Origin of the sequence: Aminobacterium mobile DSM 12262 (assembly GCF_000526395.1) — a bacterium.
Lineage (GTDB): Bacteria > Synergistota > Synergistia > Synergistales > Aminobacteriaceae > Aminobacterium > Aminobacterium mobile.
In genome coordinates this window covers 20941-38121 of record NZ_JAFZ01000002.1, presented here as the reverse complement: position 1 = coordinate 38121, position 17181 = coordinate 20941, and the positions used below count along the sequence as shown (strand labels likewise).

Below are 17181 nucleotides of genomic sequence, written 5' to 3'. Positions count from 1 at the left end.
GGGAAGGTGAACAGGTTTGGAAGAGAGTGAAAAAAAGGTTCGCTGCCTTTTCGGTACAGACGGTGTTAGGGATGTAGCCAACAGAGGGGTCATGACTCCAGAAATGGCATTGCGTCTAGGAAGATCTTACGTGCTGTATTTAACGGAAAGGGGTGTTCCTCGTCCCCGGATTGTTATTGGACGGGATACCCGTAGGTCAGGGAATATGCTTGTGAATGCTCTTGTGGCAGGAATGCTTTCTGCGGGAGCGCAGGTTTTGTCCCTAGGTGTTATACCTACGCCTGGAGTGAGTTTTGCAATAAAACAGGTAAAAGCGCAAGGCGGTGTGGTTGTGAGCGCATCTCATAATCCAGCAGAATATAACGGCATTAAGTTTTTAAACAGTGATGGGCACAAGTTATGCGATGATGCTGAAGCTTCCATTGAGGAATACCTTGGCGATAATCTTATAGATGACTGGCGTCCTACAGGAGCTTCTATTGGGGAGGTTGTAGAGCGTCCTGATATCGCGCAATCGTATGCACGGTGGCTCGCTTCTCTTGCCTCGTCTATTCCCCTCCTGGATAGTCGGATCGCCTTTGATTGTGCTCATGGTGCGGCTTCCGACATTTTACATGTTATCAATAAAAATAGAGGCGTTTCCTCTTGGATGCTTACTGGCGATGCTCCAGACGGGTTAAACATTAATGAAGGAGTGGGCGTTATGAATATGGCCCATATTGCTTCAGTAGTGAAAGAGGAAAATGCTCAGGTAGGAATAGCGTATGATGGTGATGCCGACCGAGTTTTGCTTACCGATTCTTTAGAGCGAGTTTTGGATGGAGACATTATCCTTTGGGTTTTAGCTCGCTGGCTTGCTTCTCAAAGGAAATTGGGTAGTGGCGTTGTTGCTACAGTTATGAGCAACCTCTCTCTTGAAGAGCATTTGAAGAAGGATGGGATTCAGGTTTTCCGTTGTCCGGTAGGGGATCGTTATGTACTTGAAATGATGAAACATAGGGATTCTTGCCTTGGAGGCGAACAGTCTGGGCACGTTATAATTAGCGAGTTTACATCTACAGGAGATGGAATTTGTACAGGCTTTATTTTCCTGAGGGCATGTAGCGAATTAGGAGAAAACATAGATTCACTTGTTGATACGTTTGATCGCTATCCCCAACTCCTTCGTAATGTAGAAATTTCTAGGAGTCGTTCGGTAGATCCAGCTTTTATATCCCATATATCTCAGGAAGCAAATCAGAAGCTGATGGGGCAGGGCAGAGTCCTCATTCGACCGTCAGGGACTGAGCCTCTCATGAGGGTTCTTGTGGAGGCTAAAGATCCTCAATTAATGCGAGAAGTTTCAAAGGATCTAGTGGATCAGATACAGTTGAAGTGCTGTTAGCATTTCTTGTCTGATAGAGGCTGGAAGGAGAAATTTTTTCTTATGGGTGAATTCCAAACAGTTAGAAAATGTCTTTTCCCAGTTGCGGGATTGGGGACACGATTTTTACCCGCAACAAAAGATATTCCTAAAGAAATGTTACCGCTTGTAGACCGGCCGATTATTTCTTTTGGGGTAGAGGAAGCAGTAGCTGCTGGGTGTACAGACGTTGTCCTTATAACCAGCCGGTCAAAAAGATCTCTTGAAGATTATTTTGATCGAACTTGGGAATTAGAAAAGATATTGGAAGAACGAGGAAAGATGGATATGCTCCGTCTTGTGCGAAAAATACCTGAAATGGCTAGGGTCGTATATACGAGGCAACCTGAACCGTTAGGGTTAGGGCATGCGGTTCTGTGTGGGGAACCTTTCTGTGGCAGGGAGTATTTCGGAGTCATACTTCCTGATGATGTGATGGTAGCCCAGCCTTCAGTTCTTTCCCAGTTGATTGCTGTCCATGAAAAATGGGGTGGAAGTGTTATAGCCTTGGAAGAAGTTCCTTCTGAGGAGACAGCTCGCTATGGAGTTGTTCAGGCAGAAAAAGTGTCAGAAGGCCTCTTCAAAATTCACGATCTTGTGGAGAAACCCTCGCCTGAAAAAGCGCCGAGCAATTTGGCGATTATGGGGCGTTATATTCTTGCTCCAGAAATTTTCTCCATTCTTAAGAATACAAAACCTGGTGCAGGAGGTGAAATTCAACTTACAGATGCATTAAGACAGCTAGCAAAAGAACAACAGTTATGGGGTGTCGTGTATAAAGGGCAACGGCTTGATTGTGGAACACAAAAGGGCTGGCTCAAGGCTAACGTGGAGATGGCTCTCAAAGACCCAGACCTGCGGAAAATAGTGTTAGAAAGTGTGGAAAACTATGAAAGGGGTGAGAAATGTACAAATAGCGAAAACAAATAAACGTGCTGAGGCAATAAAAAATTATTGCGGGAGAAGGTAGCGCCAGGACTGGTTTTTATGGCCAGTTGACGAGGTTGGGGGATTATCGAATATTCGGCGGATGCCCCCATGGCTCTGAAAGCCAAGCCAATAAACTGTTCTACAAAACCGGGGAGCGATCTCCGGGACAATAAGAACAGATGGTTTTCGTGTGCCTGTACGAAAGGCGGTGCACTGTTCAGTGTGTGGGATTGTTGGATATGTAGGGCAGCGTAATGCGCCAGATATTCTTATAGATGGCATGAAGCGCTTGGAGTATCGAGGGTATGATTCGGCTGGAATTGCTGTAAACAACGGTAAAGATATTCAGGTGCTCAAAGAGGTGGGAAAGGTTTCTGAGCTTGAAAAGGCTATCTCTACCCGTAGTATCGGTGGGCATCTTGGCATTGGCCATACTCGTTGGGCTACCCACGGTGGTGTAACTCAGGTCAATGCTCATCCTCATAGCGACTGCAAAAGGCAGATTGTTTTAGTACATAATGGAATTGTCGAAAACTATATTGAAATAAGAAAAGCACTTGAATCAGAGGGCGTTTCTTTCTTAACTGAAACAGATACGGAAGTAGTTGCCCAGCTTCTTGCTAAAATTTATGGAAGTAAAAAAGATATGGTTCAGGCTTTGGTGGAGCTAGGAGCTCAGTTAAGGGGTTCTTTTGCGCTAGCTATTCTCGTTAAGGACATGCCAGATACGATCTATTGTGTTAGAAAGGGTTCTCCTCTCGTTGTGGGTAACGGTGAGGGAGAGGCTTTTTGTGCTTCCGATGTCCCTGCTCTCCTGCCATATACTCAAAATGTGTACTATATGAACGACGGGGATATTGCCTGTCTCTCCCCAAAGGGAGTGTCCTTTTGGGATGAGTCTGGTTCAATTATAAAAAAAGAATTCCATCGTATAGAATGGGATCTTTCCATGGTAGATAAATGTGGCTATCCGCACTTTATGCTTAAAGAAATCAATGAGCAGGGTGCTGTTTTAAGGAGTTCTCTAGAGGGGCGTATCTGCAATTCAAAAGTGGATCTTTCCAAGGAGCTCCATGTTCCCGCTTCTTCGGTTCAAAAGTGGAGGCGCCTCCATATCGTGGCATGTGGTACTTCGTTTTATGCGGCACTGGTAGCGGAAAGGCTTCTTGAGGAGATTACGGACCTAGATATTCGTGTGGATGTGGCTTCTGAGTATCGATACAGACCTCTTTCTATAGGAGAAGATACGTTGGCGATTTTTGTATCTCAATCTGGAGAGACAGCGGATACTCTTGCTGCAGAGCGGATGGCTAAAAGTCGAGGAGCCCGATGTTTGGCGGTGACGAATGCTCAAGGATCATCTTTGGCTCGAGAAGTAGACGATGTCCTCTTGCTGAAAGCAGGCCCTGAAATAGGAGTAGCAGCTACGAAAACGTTTACCGGGCAGCTTGCGGTGCTATACGTGCTCGCTATCTATATTGCTAAACTGCGTGGGACTCTCTCTTCAGTTGAGGAGAAAAGGCTTGTAGATGGTCTTCAGAAATTGCCATATCAGATAGAGGGGATACTGGAACGACAGGAAGAGCTTCGACGTATAGCTGAGAGATATGCAACATCTCGGGATCTTCTCTATCTCGGTCGTGGCCGTTCTTTCCCCATAGCGTTAGAAGGGGCGTTGAAGTTAAAAGAAATATCATATGTGCATGCTGAAGCTTACGCTGCCGGCGAGATGAAACATGGTCCTATAGCTCTGCTTGAAAAGGATGTACCAGTGGTAGTGATTGCTCCACGGGATAAACTTTATGAAAAAGCTTTTTCGAATATTTTAGAAGCGAAAGCCAGAAAGGCTCCAATTTTTACTATAGGTACTTTGGGGGATAAAAACGTAGATGAAATATCAGATCATGTTTTTTCTGTGCCTCAAACAGAAGAGGAGCTAACTCCTTTTATGACGGTTATTCCGTTGCAGATTTTTGCATATTATATGGCTCGTGTACGGGGATGCGACATCGATCAACCTCGTAATTTGGCCAAAAGCGTTACAGTCGAGTAATAAAGCTCTTTTGCAGTAAAGTAAAGGCTTCTGCCTCGTGTATTTAGGTAGAAGCCTTTTTGTTATATACCTATCTTTTCTTTGTGGAGACTACTTTTGTAGAGGCTCTTTGGTAGCAGGGTAATATATTCTAATGTGAGTCATATTGTAAAGAGCCTTATCTTGCCGACCAGAAACAGAAGGGAAAAATTGCCATGGGGCACCATCTAAACGGCAGAGAATGAGAGGCCGGCGTTCATAGGTGGACCATATATCCCAAAGCTTGTCTTGAAGTTGCGTGCCAGGGACTAGACCGTCTGAGAAGAGAGGTGTCGTACCCACTAGGGTATTATGACTCGTAGAAGCAATAATCATCCATTGGGTCAATTGCCAAGCAGAAGCCATTTCAGAAGAGGCACCGTGAAGGAGAGGCATGATCTGAAACCCTCCAATTTCTCCCCGAGGTGATGTGCTTATATCGATGACTCCTGTATGGTTAGCTCGTATGCGACTTCCTCGTTGGAAGAGGGTTCCTTCAAAACGGCCGGTCCCGTAAATTGGACGAATGACTCTAGCTACGATTTGAGGTCCTTGAGAGTACCAAGCGATAATACGACCACCTGGACGATTTTCTATATCCACGATGTACGGAAGAGAGGCTGTTTCTTCCACAGGAATAACAAGAATATCGCCCTCTACGGGCATATTCTCACAAGAGAGAAGAGCCTGTCTATCGTCTGGGCGGCGGACATAAACCTTTGTACCTACAGGTGGTGCCCATCCGCCGAAAATTCCTGTACCGGCATCAGAACGTACAGTAAAAAAAGTTTTTTTCCCTGCCGCTGGAGCTACAGTAGTCTGAGGTAAAATGCTGATGGTCCGGCCTTTCTCATCTTCGATGGAGCAGAGTAAATGTATAGCATTAACAGCTGAAGCACATACTGTCCCTGGCTTACCCCACCCGCTGGCTGTGTAACTGGGCCATCGGGTGGTTTCTGGTATGGACGAAATGGTTCCCAAGTCTGTTTTGGAGCCGTCAGGTCTTATAGCATATGCAGAAGCGCCAATTTTGCAGGGTATGTAAAGTGTGTATAGTAACGTTTCTGCTGCAACACAGGAGGAGAGGGTAGCTAATAGATAGAGAGAAAAAGTCATAACGAATATTTTTTTGAGATGACGCATATATTCTATCCCTTCTTTCACCGTTAACGTTGTTATAGTCTATTATAAGGAAATATCAAAAGATAAACAGCTTTTTAGAAGACTATTTGAGAGGTGATTTTTAAAATGAACATTCAAAAGATGCTTTCGGCGGCACGAGGAGAGCTTCCATGCGACCTTGTAATCAAAAATAGCCGCATCGCTAATGTGTTCAGCTTAGATTATGAACAAGCCGATGTAGCTATATATGATGGTACCATAGTGGGGGTAGGTAAGGGGTATAAAGGTTTAATGGAAGTCGATGCAGAGGGGGCCGTTTTAGCTCCGGGCTTTATTGAAGGGCATTGCCATATAGAAAGCACGATGCTTACTCCAGCTGGATTTGCCGAGATGGTGTTGCCTTGCGGCACAACAACGGTAGTGGCTGATCCTCATGAAATAGCTAATACCTGCGGTATGAAGGGATTAGAATACATGTACCTTGAATCTCGTGACCTTCCTATCGATATTTATTTTGCGGCGCCTTCTTGTGTGCCTGCATCTCCTTTTGAAACCCCCAAAGAGCCATTGGACGCACTCGCTATTAAAAACTCTTATGAGGAAGGCTGGTGCAAGTCATTAGGCGAAGTGATGAATTATCCAGGAGTTATTCATGGAGAAGAGAGCGTTTGGGGGAAAATTTTGGTATCATGGAATGAGGTACGAAGTGGACATGCTCCCGGTGTGACAGGAAAGGATTTGTGTGCATATCTGTTAAGTGGATGCGCTAGTGATCACGAAAGTTCTACTTGTAAAGAGGGCGTAGAGAAGTTGCGAAGGGGAATGTGGCTTATGATTCGTCAAGGAGCGACTGAGCATAACCTTCAAGAACTTCTACCTATTATCAAAGAGAACGAAGCTCGATCCTCTCATGCCATGTTTGTAAGTGATGATCTTACAGCGAACCACATAGAAACATGTGGTCACTTGGATCAAAAGGTCCGCCTTGCGATAGAAGCAGGGCTTTCTCCTCTCACAGCTCTTCGTATGGTTACCTTATCACCAGCGCAATATTTTAGGCTATGGGATCGAGGCGCAATTGCACCAGGCTATAAAGCAGATATGGTATTACTAGATAGTTTGGAAAATTGTCAGCCTATACATGTTTGGAAAAATGGAGAGTTTGTTGTGCGTAACTCCGCCCTGTTGAATGTGCCATTTCCCAGACGTCATTCGTATCCGTTAGCGTCAAGAGCTTTACACATCCCATCTCTTGAAGAAATTCGCGTAAAATCGTCTTTATCCTCTCAAATACGGGTATTGGGACTCAAAGCAGGACAAGTAGTTACAGATCATCGTATAGAGACCCCTACTGTTCACAAAGGGCAGATTGTAGCTGATGCAAATAGAGATCTGGCGAAGATAGTGGTTGTAGATAAAAATAGTGGGAGCAATCGCTTTTTTGTAGGGTTTGTTATGGGACTTGGTATTAAAGAGGGGGCTATTGCATCTTCTGTCGCGCATGACGCTCATAACTATATTGCTGCTGGTATGGATGATATATCCATACGCTATGCCCTTAACGAGTTATCCTATCTGGGGGGAGGGTTGCTAGCCGTTCGTGGACAAAAGACGATAGCAGATCTCCCTCTTCCAGTAGGAGGTCTGATGAGCGATGGTTCTGCCAGAGATGTTATTAATGGTTTGAATGAAGTGGAGAAAGGGGCTCTTTCTCTTGGAACAAAGCTGCCCCATCCTTTTATGGCCATGAGTTTTTTATCGCTTAGTGTCATTCCTGAATTAAAAATTACTGACCAGGGATATGTGGATCTTAATAGAGGAGGGGCAATGTCACTTTTTGCGGAGGATAAGTAGAAGAAGCAAACCTGGGATGAGGGGAGCCCAGGCAATCCATTTTGCTACGTAGATGAATAAATAAAAAGAAGTGGTAGCAAGCCCCGCAAAAAAGAGGAAAAGGGCTATGGAAATAAGCATTTTCCCTTTACCTTTAGATCGATAACCTATAGTTGCGAGAATAAGTGATAGAATAAAAAAAGCAACATTGCAAATAAGCAATGTTTTTGCAGGCATTAAAAAAGAGTTGAAAGCTCTAAACATAATTGTCCCCCCAGGTAAGAGCAGAATTCTCTTTTAGTATATAGCTAACTTTGTGTATTGACATTCAAGAAAGATAATGTTTTTCTTATAAAAAAAGAGAAACTTTTGAAACCAGTTCTTGACATGACAGAAACCTCTGCTAGTATATTTACCGGCGTTCATACTGGGGTGTAGCCAAGACGGCAAGGCGGCGGACTTTGGATCCGTGATCGCTGGTTCGAATCCAGCCACCCCAGCCATTTTAGGATTTCAGCAAGGGGGACCGTTGGTTCCCCTCTTTTGTGCTTTTTAACCGACAGAAAAGGGGATGGGGACGTGTCTAATCATCGCTCTATAGGGGTATTAATTCTCGCTGCGGGGAAAGGAACGAGAATGAAAAGTGATTTACCCAAAGTGCTGCAACCAATTTTAGGAGAGCCCCTTCTTTTTTATCCTCTTCGGGCAGTGCATAACGCAGGTCTTTCTGACGTAGCAGTAGTTATTGGACATGGTGGTACGAACGTGGAGTCGTATCTCTCTGTAGCATGTCCAAACGTTTGTTCCATTTGGCAACATGAGCAGTTAGGAACTGGGCATGCTGTTCAAGTAGCTAGAGAGTGGTGGAGTTCTTTTTCAGACGTACTGGTTATACCTGGCGATGCCCCTCTGTTACAGCCTGATTCCTTATCCCTTTTAGTTCGTACCCATCTTGAGTCTTCTTCTCTGTGCACTTTTGCCAGTTTTCACGCTAAAAATCCTGCCGGATATGGAAGAGTTACCCGTACTAACGGTGCTATTTCGATCATAGAAGAAAAAGATGCAACTCCAGAGATAAGAAAAATAACTGAAGTCAATAGCGGGATATACCTCTTTAATACTTTGGCTTTGGCTTCTCATATAGACTCTTTGGCAAATGAGAATGCGCAAAAAGAATATTACCTTCCTGATGTGGTAGGACTTCTATCAGATCAAAAACAGCATGTAGAGGCTGTTTGTTTCGACAATGAAGAAGATTTTCAAGGAGTCAACAGCCCTGTACAATTAGCAGCGGTTACTGCTATTGTAAGAAAACGCATAGTGCACTATTGGATGGAGTTAGGGGTAAAATGTCCCAGTCCGGATACTGTTTTTATCGGACCGCGGGTTTCTTTTAAAGGGGACGTTTGGATAGATCCCTTTGTTCAACTTTATGGTTCCACTGAAGTAGGAGAAGGGAGCTACATTGGCAGCCACACAATTCTTCGCGATACGAAAATAGGTCAATTTGTAGATATTATTCACTTTGTTTCAATTCAGTCTAGCTGTGTAGAAGATCATGCTACAATTGGCCCGTTTGCTTTTATTCGAGATAATGCTTGTGTTGGTGAAAAAGCTTTTGTAGGTAAGTTTGTTGAGATAAAGAAAAGCACCATTGGTTCTGGGAGCAAGGTTCCGCACCTTTCTTATATTGGCGATGCTCAAATTGGTTGCGATACTAATATTGGGGCAGGAACTATAACATGTAATTATGACGGAACCAACAAAAACCCGACGCATATAGGAAATAGATGCTTTGTAGGTAGCGATACAATGCTTGTAGCCCCTGTCTCTCTTGGCGACAACTCCTTCACGGCAGCAGGATCTGTTATTACACAAGATGTGCCCGAGGGGGCTTTGGCTGTTGCTAGAGCTAGACAGAAAAACGTAGAGGACTGGGTTGTACGCCGTCAAGGCAACAGAAAAGAAGGGGGTAAGGAGTGATGGGTTCCAGTTCCAGGGATCTAAAAATCTTTTCGGGAACCGCCCATCCGGAGTTCGCCAGAAGAATCTGCGCGGAGCTGGGGGTAGAGCTTTCCCGGGCCAAACATTACTGCTTTTCAGATGGAGAAATAGGGCTATCGATTGAAGAAAGTGTTCGAGGAGCAGATGTTTTTGTAGTTCAACCTACGTGTGAACCGGTGAATGATAATCTTATGCAACTCTTTATTATGTTAGATGCTTTGAAGAGAGCATCTGCTTATCGTATTAACGTGGTAACTCCTTATTTTGGATACGCTCGTCAAGATCGTAAGACAAAGGCTCGTGATCCTATATCTGCCAAACTCGTGGCTAACCTGATGGAGCATAGCGGTGCTTGTCGGTTAATCACGGCTGATTTACATGCAGGGCAGATCCAGGGCTTTTTTGATATTCCTGTGGATCATCTTACTGGCGTTCCCCTTCTGGCTAACTATTTTAAAGAGAAGTTCCCCAGCGAGATAAAGAGGGAAGAAGTAGTAGTTGTAGCTCCAGACGTTGGAGGAGTGGTTCGTGCACGTCGTTTTGCAGTGACTCTCAATGCTGACTTGGCTATTGTGGATAAACGACGATCCCATGATGTGGCCAACCTTTGTGAAGTGATGGAGATCATAGGAGATGTAACGGGAAAAGTAGCTATCCTTATTGACGATATTATCGATACTGCTGGTACTATTTGCAATGCTGCGGCTGCCTTGAAAGAGCGAGGAGCAGATAAAGTGTATGCGTGTGCTACCCATGGCGTTTTGTCAGGGCCTGCTATTGAAAGATTGGAAAAAGCTGATATCGATAAGGTTATTCTTACAGATACAATCCCGTTGCCTGAAAGCAAAAAGTTAGATAAAATTACACAGTTGTCCATTGCTCCATTGTTTGCAGAAGCTATAGCCCGAGTGCATAGTGACCGCTCTGTGAGCAGTTTGTTCAGCTAATTATTTGTTCGCAGCAGCGATTTGTTTTGTAGAAGGAGGATGTTTGTAGATGGCTGACATGGTCAAGTTAGTTCTCGAGGCGAGAAATGAGAAAGGGAAAGAAGCCGTAAAGAAACTTCGGCCGACAGGATACATTCCGGCTGTTTTTTATGGCCCCGAATATAAGGAGTCTGTTCCTGTTAAGGTAAAAGCTTTGGATATTGCGGCAATCGTCCGTTCGGGACATTGGGAAACTGTTCGTTTTAATGTAACTCTTCCTGATGGCAAAGAGGAAATGTGCTTAATGAGAGATGTGCAGAAGAACTTCCTGAATGACGATATTCTTCATGTGGATTTCTTCCAGCTCATGAGAGGCCGCAAGGTTAGTATTAATGTTCCTATCGTTCTTGAGGGACGAGAGGTTTGTGTTGGCTTGAAATCTGGCGGAGTAGTAGAGCAGCTGTTATATGAGGTGGAGATAGATGTTTTGCCTCAGGAAATTCCTGATTCTATCGTTATAAACGTGAAAAATCTTGATTTGAACGAGGGTGTTTACTTAAAAGAGCTTCCTCTTCCGGAAAGTGCTGAGTTGCTTGTAGACCCTGAAGATATGGTAGTTACCGTAGGCTTACCCAAGATAGAAGAAGAGCCCGAAGTCGAGGAAGAAGTGGCTCCCGGTGAAGTTGAAGTGGTGGCTAAGGGTAAGGCCAAGGAAGCGGAGGAAGAAGAGGAGTAGAATCCTTTGCGTCTCGTCGTTGGTTTAGGTAATCCAGGGCCAGAATATGCTTGGACACGTCATAATATAGGGTGGCTTGCGCTTGACCAGGTCATTCAACGTTTTTCTCTTGGCAAGTCTTCTTTGAAGTATGATGGTATGTTTTGGGGGCCGCGAAAAGTAGGGGTGACGGATTGTTTGTTCTTAAAACCCCTTACCTATATGAATTTAAGTGGCAGAGCGGTTTCTCAGGTATGTCGTTATTATCACATCGAACCTGAATTTGTTTTGGTGGTTAGTGATGACGTAGCCTTGCCTTTTGGCCGTTTGCGGTTGAGAATAAAAGGCTCGGCTGGGGGGCATAATGGCCTTGCCTCGGTGCTTGGTGCGCTTGGAACTCTTGACGTACCACGTCTTCGTCTAGGTGTTGGAGCTGTTCCGATGGGACGTGATATGGTCTCGTGGGTTTTGGGAACATTCCCTTCACATGAGCGAGAACAGTTGCCAGAATTTCTTCATAAAGCTGCGAATGCAGTGGAACTCTGGCTGACAGAAGAGAGTCAATTGGCCATGAGCCAAATCAATTCTAGAGATAACATAAACCCCATCAAGGGGCTGGAAGAGAAGTAGCGAAGTGGCGGGGCCTTGGTCTCGCCACTTCTTTGTTTTTGTTTGGAAAAAGGATGAGATTGAATAATGATGTTCTCCTCTACCTATAGTCATCAAAGTGGGTATTTATGGAGTCTCAATGAAGGGGTATGGAAAAGAGGTGCCCAGGTACATTTGCCGCTAGAAGGCGGAGCTCGTCCCTGGGTTCTCGGTGGTGCGGAGGTCCCTCTGCTTGTTGTATGTCCTGATCAGCGCCAAGCGGAAGATTTTGTAGCGGATTGGGACTGTTTGTGGGGGGGAGAAAAGAGCCATCTTCTTTATGAGCTTCCCCTCAGTGTAGAGGGGGTACGAAGCCAATCTCTTCGCCTTCAGCGAGGAGAAGTGTTGTTGCAATGGAAGAAAGAAGGAGGAGTCCTGGTAGCTTCTCCTGGGAGTTTGCTGTGCCCCTTCCTGACAGGAAGAGATTTTTTCCCCATTAATGTCAAGAGTGATCAGATACGAAGTACTCTTATCCGATGGCTTGAAGGGGCTGGCTATGAGAGAGTGGATTTGGTATGGGCCCCCGGTCAATTTGTTGTTCGAGGTTTTATTGTAGATATTTATGATCCGTCGTATGTTCTCCCCATACGCATCGAGTTTTTTGATGAAGCTGTCGAAAGTTTGCGTTCCTTTCATCCGCAGAGCCAGATAAGCGCAGCGAGGCTCGAGAGTGTTAGCATTCATAGTATACGTACTGCTCGAGAAATTCCTATAGATGCCATTCTTCCAGAAGAATGTCATGTTGTTCTTTTTGAACCAATGCAACTCGAAAACCAAGCTGAATCCTATCGTTGGTTGTGGGAGGATCTAAGGGAAGAGGCGCGCACAATGCCCCTTCCAGAGTGGACTGATTTGCTTGTATCCCTTTCGAAATGGCCTAAGATAAGAGTAAGTTCAGCTGTAGCTTTGTCAGAGGTGCCTATACCTGTTCAAGAGTGCCCTCATTTTAGAGGAGATGCAGAGAAATTTCGATGGAATTGTCAATATTGGGAGACTGAAGGTTTTTCTATTTATGTCTTTTCTACCGGCACTGTCTTGAAAAATGATCCTCAAATTCAATCTATAGCTCATTTTGAAGACGGCGCTCTCTCAAGAGGTTTTATAGATTCTGGAAAAAAGATAGTGGTTGTGTCCGATTTTGAGATAGCTGGCATGACTGTTACTAGAAGCAGTAAACCTTGGAGGTCTATCCCCTCTGAATGGAAAGAACGGCTCACTGAGAACCAGCTAGTAGTCCATGAAGACTATGGAGTAGCCATTTATAGGGGGGTAGAGGAAATTACGTCTGGGGGGGAATCCTTAGACTCTCTCGTGCTTGAATTTGCCAATGATCAAAGGCTTCTTGTTCCCTTTATGCAAGTCTATAAAATATCGCCGCTTCCAGAAGATGCCACTTCTGACGTAGTTCTTGATTCTCTGCGAGGAACAAGGTGGAAAAAAGCTGTAGAGAGAACGAAGGAGAGAGTTCGAGAGGAAGTTCGAGCCCTTATTCGGCTTTATGCAAAAAGAGAAATGATAAAAGGTTTTGCTTTCCCTCCATCTACTGATATGTATCGTCAATTTGTAGAAGCTTTTTCTTACATAGAAACGGCAGATCAACTTAAGGCAGAAGAAGATATTATAGAAGACATGGAGAGCCCCTATCCTATGGATAGACTTTTAGTAGGGGATGTGGGATTCGGCAAAACCGAAGTGGCTATGCGAGCTGCTTTTAAAGCGGCAGAAGCCGGGAAGCAAGTGGTAGTACTTGTTCCTACAACAATTTTAGCTCAACAACACTACTATACTTTTCGTAGTCGTATGAGTGGGTTCCCCATTCGAGTGGAGGTTTTATCCCGCTTTATTTCTTTATCAAAGCAGAAAAAGATTTTGGAGGATACTCGAAAGGGAGTTGTAGATATATTAATTGGGACGCAACGTCTTCTTCAAAAGGATATAGAATTTGCGAATCTTGGCTTGTTGATTATAGATGAAGAACATCGGTTTGGTGTTATGCACAAAGAAAAGCTAAAAAATACGAGGGAAGGAATAGATGTTCTCACTCTTTCAGCAACCCCTATCCCACGCACACTTTCTCTCTCGTTGCGAGGATTACGAAGCTTCTCTGTTATAGCGACTCCTCCCCATAATCGTTTGCCTGTAGTAACGATGGTGGGGCCAAGACGGCGGGAAACAGTGAGACGTGCTATTTTACGAGAGTTGAATAGAGGGGGACAAATTTTTTATGTCTCTAATCGTATCTATCGTCTTTCAGAAAAATTCTCTGAACTAAAAAGCATGTTTCCTGATGCTTCCATAGCATTGGCTCATGGCCAAATGGCGGAAAAAGAGTTGGAAAAGACAATGCTCGATTTTTATAATGGGAAAATAAATATCCTGCTTTGTACTACTATTGTAGAAAGTGGTTTGGATATTCCTCGAGCAAATACACTTATAGTTGATGACGCGCAAGAATTAGGATTAGCCCAGATGTATCAGCTTAGGGGAAGAGTAGGTAGGCGGGAAGAAGGAGCTTTTGCATACTTTTTCTATCCAGAGCATCTCGCATTGCAAAAGGAGACGAGGGAACGATTTGATGCTATCTCAACCTTTTCTGATGTAGGTTCAGGGTACTCGTTAGCTCTACAGGATCTGCAGATACGTGGTGGAGGCGATTTAGTAGGGACCTCTCAACATGGGCAGGAGGAGAGGACTGGGTATTGTTTTTATTATAAGATGCTTGAAGAAGAAATAACGAGGGTCAGGGGAGAAATTTTCCCTGAGGTTTCTTTGGAAAGCGAGCTTACAGGGGCAATCCCTTCAGCGTATATTCCGCAAGAAAATATTCGCATCACTCTTTATAGAAGATTGTTGAAAGAAAATGATTGGCTAGAATTGGAACACATCCGGCAAGAAGTACGTGACCGTTTTGGTCCTTTACCAGATCCACTCTCCTTCCTTATAGATATGACAATGGTCAGAATTGCCGGAAGCCGAGCAGGTATTTCTTCAGTCATATCGGATTTGGAGCAGACAATCGTTATCTTGAAGGCTGAAAGACTTCGTAAATTTCTGAAGAGTTGTAAGGGATGGGCTCTTTTCGCACAGCGTCTTATTGGACCAGGTGGGTATAGAGGAATGGCAGATGTATCAAAAGCCGTAAAAGCTCTCTTGTCTGAACGTAGAGAGGATATGGAGGTACAAGCATGAACACTTCTGTTGACGCAGCATTTGATCGATTGGTACATATTATGGCACAGCTTCGCTCTCCTGAAGGCTGCCCTTGGGATCGAGAGCAATCTTTTGAGAGTCTGAGGAGCCATATAGTAGAGGAAGCGTATGAGTTAGTTGATGCTATCACGAATAAAAATGTGGACGATATAAAAGAAGAGTCAGGTGACTTACTCCTTCAAATAGTTTTCATTTCTCAGCTCGCCCAGGAGGAAGGATTTTTTGATATAAAAGATGTAATATCCGAAATTTGTGATAAGCTCATACGCAGGCACCCCCATGTTTTTGGAAAAACAAAAGTGGAAGGGAGTGCCGATGTTTTAGCTAACTGGGAGAAGATAAAAGCGACAGAGAAGAATATTCAGAAACGAGAGGACACGTCGATTTTAGCAGGTATCCCAGAGAGTTTACCTCCTTTACTTAAAGCATATCGTATGCAGGCTAAGGTCGCCCATGTGGGGTTTGATTGGGAGCAGGGAAATGTGCTTCCCTTACAAGAAAAGGTGGAAGAAGAACTTCAAGAAGTGAGAGATGCCCTATCTTTTAAGGAAAGTCAAGAGAGTGTGGAAGAAGAAATCGGAGATCTTTTCTTCGCCGTAGTGAATCTCTCGAGGCATCTAGGGGTAAACCCCGATGTAGCCTTGCAGCGAGCTAATAAAAAGTTCGAATCTCGATTCCGTCAAGTAGAGAATATGGTTCATGAGGCAGGGAAAGAGTGGAACGATTATAATTTAGAAGAACTGGATCGATTTTGGCGTGAGGTAAAAGGTTCCAATTCCGCTACGGATAAGAACAAAGAGGCAAGCGACTCATCATTACTGTAATGGAGGCTGTGTGGAGTCATGAAAGATGGAAATGGAAAAAATACTGTCAAGAACGGCAAAAGTACGAAGAACCCCACGGTTCAAGGGCTTGAAGTATTAAATGCTCAGAAGGTGGGAATTACTGAGACCGCCTTGCGTGATGCTCACCAATCCCTTATGGCTACCCGAATGCGGATTGAAGATATGCTTCCTATTGCTGAACAGATGGATGAAATCGGGTACCATTCTTTGGAAGTCTGGGGAGGAGCTACCTTTGATACATGTATGCGCTTCCTAGACGAAGATCCGTGGGAAAGATTGCGAATGCTTCGGAAGAGATTCAAAAAAACGAAGTTGCAGATGCTGCTTCGAGGTCAAAATGTTGTGGGATACCGCCATTATGCAGATGATACAGTGAGGGAGTTTGTTAAACGAGCTGTAGGAAATGGCCTTGATATCATTCGTGTTTTTGACGCTTTAAATGACTTGCGGAATATGGAGATAGCTGCTGATCAGGTCAAAAAAGAGGGGGCTCATCTCCAATTATCCATGTCTTTTACGTTATCTCCAGTTCATACCCTTTCTGCCTTTGCTGAGTTAGCTTCTCAAATGAAAGAGATGGGCGCAGACTCTATTTGTATTAAAGATATGGCTGGTTTATTGAGTCCTGTTGACGCTTCGAGACTTGTGAAAGCCATAAAGAAGAAGACGGGACTTCCCATTCAGATTCACTCTCACTATACGAGCGGCATGGCTTCCATGGCGTATCTGGCTGCCATCGAAGCTGGAGCAGATGTAGTGGATTGTGCCATATCTCCCTTCTCGATGGGGACAAGCCAACCCCCTACAGAATCTGTTGCCGCAGCTTTGGCTGGCGGGGAATATGATACAGGATTAAGTTTGGACAAATTAGTGCCGGTGGCAAACCACTTTAAGTCTATTAAGGAAAAGTATAAAGATATTTTTGTGGGATTATCCGGCGTAGATATAAATGTCTTGATTTATCAGATTCCTGGCGGAATGTACTCGAATTTGGTAAGTCAGCTTAAAGAACAAAATGCGTTGGGGCGTTTACAAGAGGTGTTGCGGGAAGTTCCGAAAGTGAGGAAAGAAATGGGATATCCTCCTCTCGTTACTCCGACGAGTCAGATAGTAGGAACTCAGGCTACTCTCAATGTATTAGTGGGGGAGCGCTGGAAAATCATCCCTAAAGAGGTTCGGAACTACTTCCTCGGCTATTACGGGCGCCCTCCAGCAGATGTTGACCTTGAGATACAAAAGAAAGCCATTGGCGATGAGGTTCCTATTACGTGTCGTCCCGGAGAAAAAATCGCTCCAGAGATGGAGGAAGCAAGGGAAGCTGTGGCTCCTTGGGCGCTTCAGCCGGAAGATGCTGTCTCTTACGTGATGTTTCCAGCTGTAGCGAAGGATTTCCTTATGAAGAAATATGCAAAGAAAACGAAGAGGGATATAGGTCTTGAGACTTTTGTCGATGGAGCTGGATATCCCGTGTAGAG

At 44.5% G+C, this 17181-nt stretch carries 13 protein-coding genes and 1 tRNA gene; 12 read left to right on the top strand and 2 right to left on the bottom strand.

All coding sequences use genetic code 11. From position 1 onward, the window contains the following. Positions 1–16 precede the first annotated feature (16 nt). From glmM to glmS, 3 genes are all read left to right on the top strand, one after another. Positions 17–1384 carry a phosphoglucosamine mutase gene (glmM, locus tag K360_RS0106955; RefSeq protein ID WP_024822442.1) on the top strand — a complete coding sequence of 456 codons (1368 nt, stop codon included), beginning with the start codon at positions 17–19 and terminating at the stop codon, positions 1382–1384. Positions 1385–1426: 42 nt separating this feature from the next. Beyond that, a complete protein-coding gene (gene galU / locus K360_RS0106950; RefSeq protein ID WP_024822441.1) occupies positions 1427–2332 on the top strand; it encodes a UTP--glucose-1-phosphate uridylyltransferase GalU in 906 nt (301 codons plus the stop codon). A gap of 220 nt (positions 2333–2552) precedes the next feature. Then, positions 2553–4385: a glutamine--fructose-6-phosphate transaminase (isomerizing) gene (glmS, locus tag K360_RS0106945; protein ID WP_024822440.1), complete on the top strand. Its 1833-nt coding sequence runs from the start codon at positions 2553–2555 to the stop codon at positions 4383–4385. A 90-nt stretch (positions 4386–4475) separates the two neighbouring features. Here glmS and K360_RS0106940 read toward each other — a convergent pair whose 3' ends face one another. Further along, positions 4476–5546: a hypothetical protein gene (locus K360_RS0106940; RefSeq protein WP_024822439.1), complete on the bottom strand. Its 1071-nt coding sequence runs from the start codon at positions 5544–5546 to the stop codon at positions 4476–4478. A 105-nt stretch (positions 5547–5651) separates the two neighbouring features. On the opposite strand from K360_RS0106940, the gene ade reads away from it, so the two are divergent. Next, complete coding sequence (gene ade / locus K360_RS0106935) at positions 5652–7379, top strand: adenine deaminase (protein WP_024822438.1); 1728 nt, start codon at positions 5652–5654, stop codon at positions 7377–7379. Here ade and K360_RS0106930 read toward each other — a convergent pair. After that, positions 7356–7622, bottom strand: coding sequence for a hypothetical protein (locus K360_RS0106930; protein WP_024822437.1), 267 nt, complete (start codon positions 7620–7622; stop codon positions 7356–7358). The two genes, ade and K360_RS0106930, sit on opposite strands and share 24 nt — an antisense overlap. A gap of 164 nt (positions 7623–7786) precedes the next feature. Between K360_RS0106930 and K360_RS0106925 the strand changes: the two genes are divergently transcribed. The 8 genes from K360_RS0106925 (at position 7787) to K360_RS0106890 (ending at position 17179) form a co-directional block, all read left to right on the top strand. Next, a tRNA-Gln gene (locus K360_RS0106925) sits at positions 7787–7861 on the top strand. 76 nt (positions 7862–7937) lie between these two features. Then, the gene (glmU, locus tag K360_RS0106920) at positions 7938–9341 is read left to right on the top strand and encodes a bifunctional UDP-N-acetylglucosamine diphosphorylase/glucosamine-1-phosphate N-acetyltransferase GlmU (protein WP_024822436.1); all 1404 of its coding nucleotides are present in this window, start codon (positions 7938–7940) and stop codon (positions 9339–9341) included. Next, positions 9341–10309, top strand: a complete 969-nt coding sequence (locus K360_RS0106915) for a ribose-phosphate diphosphokinase (RefSeq protein WP_024822435.1) — start codon at positions 9341–9343, stop codon at positions 10307–10309. The genes glmU and K360_RS0106915 overlap by 1 nt, the downstream gene beginning before the upstream one ends. 49 nt (positions 10310–10358) lie before the next feature. Then, entirely contained in the window at positions 10359–11024 is a 666-nt protein-coding gene (locus tag K360_RS0106910) for a 50S ribosomal protein L25 (RefSeq protein WP_024822434.1), read from the top strand. 6 nt (positions 11025–11030) lie between these two features. Next, positions 11031–11633 (top strand): aminoacyl-tRNA hydrolase, encoded by a 603-nt coding sequence (pth, locus tag K360_RS0106905; RefSeq protein ID WP_024822433.1) that lies wholly within the window; start codon positions 11031–11033, stop codon positions 11631–11633. A 66-nt stretch (positions 11634–11699) separates the two neighbouring features. Further along, positions 11700–14840, top strand: a complete 3141-nt coding sequence (mfd, locus tag K360_RS0106900; protein WP_024822432.1) for a transcription-repair coupling factor — start codon at positions 11700–11702, stop codon at positions 14838–14840. Further along, positions 14837–15685: a nucleoside triphosphate pyrophosphohydrolase gene (gene mazG / locus K360_RS0106895; RefSeq protein ID WP_024822431.1), complete on the top strand. Its 849-nt coding sequence runs from the start codon at positions 14837–14839 to the stop codon at positions 15683–15685. Before mfd ends, mazG begins: the two co-directional genes overlap by 4 nt. Positions 15686–15703: 18 nt before the next feature. Beyond that, positions 15704–17179: a pyruvate carboxylase subunit B gene (locus tag K360_RS0106890; RefSeq protein WP_024822430.1), complete on the top strand. Its 1476-nt coding sequence runs from the start codon at positions 15704–15706 to the stop codon at positions 17177–17179. Positions 17180–17181 lie beyond the last annotated feature (2 nt).

Coding starts and splice junctions, on each gene's coding strand:
- K360_RS0106940 (WP_024822439.1), bottom strand. CDS start 5,546: ATGCGTCATCTCAAAAAAATATTCGTTATGACTTTTTCTCTCTATCTA.
- K360_RS0106890 (WP_024822430.1), top strand. CDS start 15,704: ATGAAAGATGGAAATGGAAAAAATACTGTCAAGAACGGCAAAAGTACG.
- mfd (WP_024822432.1), top strand. CDS start 11,700: ATGATGTTCTCCTCTACCTATAGTCATCAAAGTGGGTATTTATGGAGT.
- K360_RS0106910 (WP_024822434.1), top strand. CDS start 10,359: ATGGCTGACATGGTCAAGTTAGTTCTCGAGGCGAGAAATGAGAAAGGG.
- galU (WP_024822441.1), top strand. CDS start 1,427: ATGGGTGAATTCCAAACAGTTAGAAAATGTCTTTTCCCAGTTGCGGGA.
- ade (WP_024822438.1), top strand. CDS start 5,652: ATGAACATTCAAAAGATGCTTTCGGCGGCACGAGGAGAGCTTCCATGC.
- K360_RS0106930 (WP_024822437.1), bottom strand. CDS start 7,622: ATGTTTAGAGCTTTCAACTCTTTTTTAATGCCTGCAAAAACATTGCTT.
- mazG (WP_024822431.1), top strand. CDS start 14,837: ATGAACACTTCTGTTGACGCAGCATTTGATCGATTGGTACATATTATG.
- K360_RS0106915 (WP_024822435.1), top strand. CDS start 9,341: ATGGGTTCCAGTTCCAGGGATCTAAAAATCTTTTCGGGAACCGCCCAT.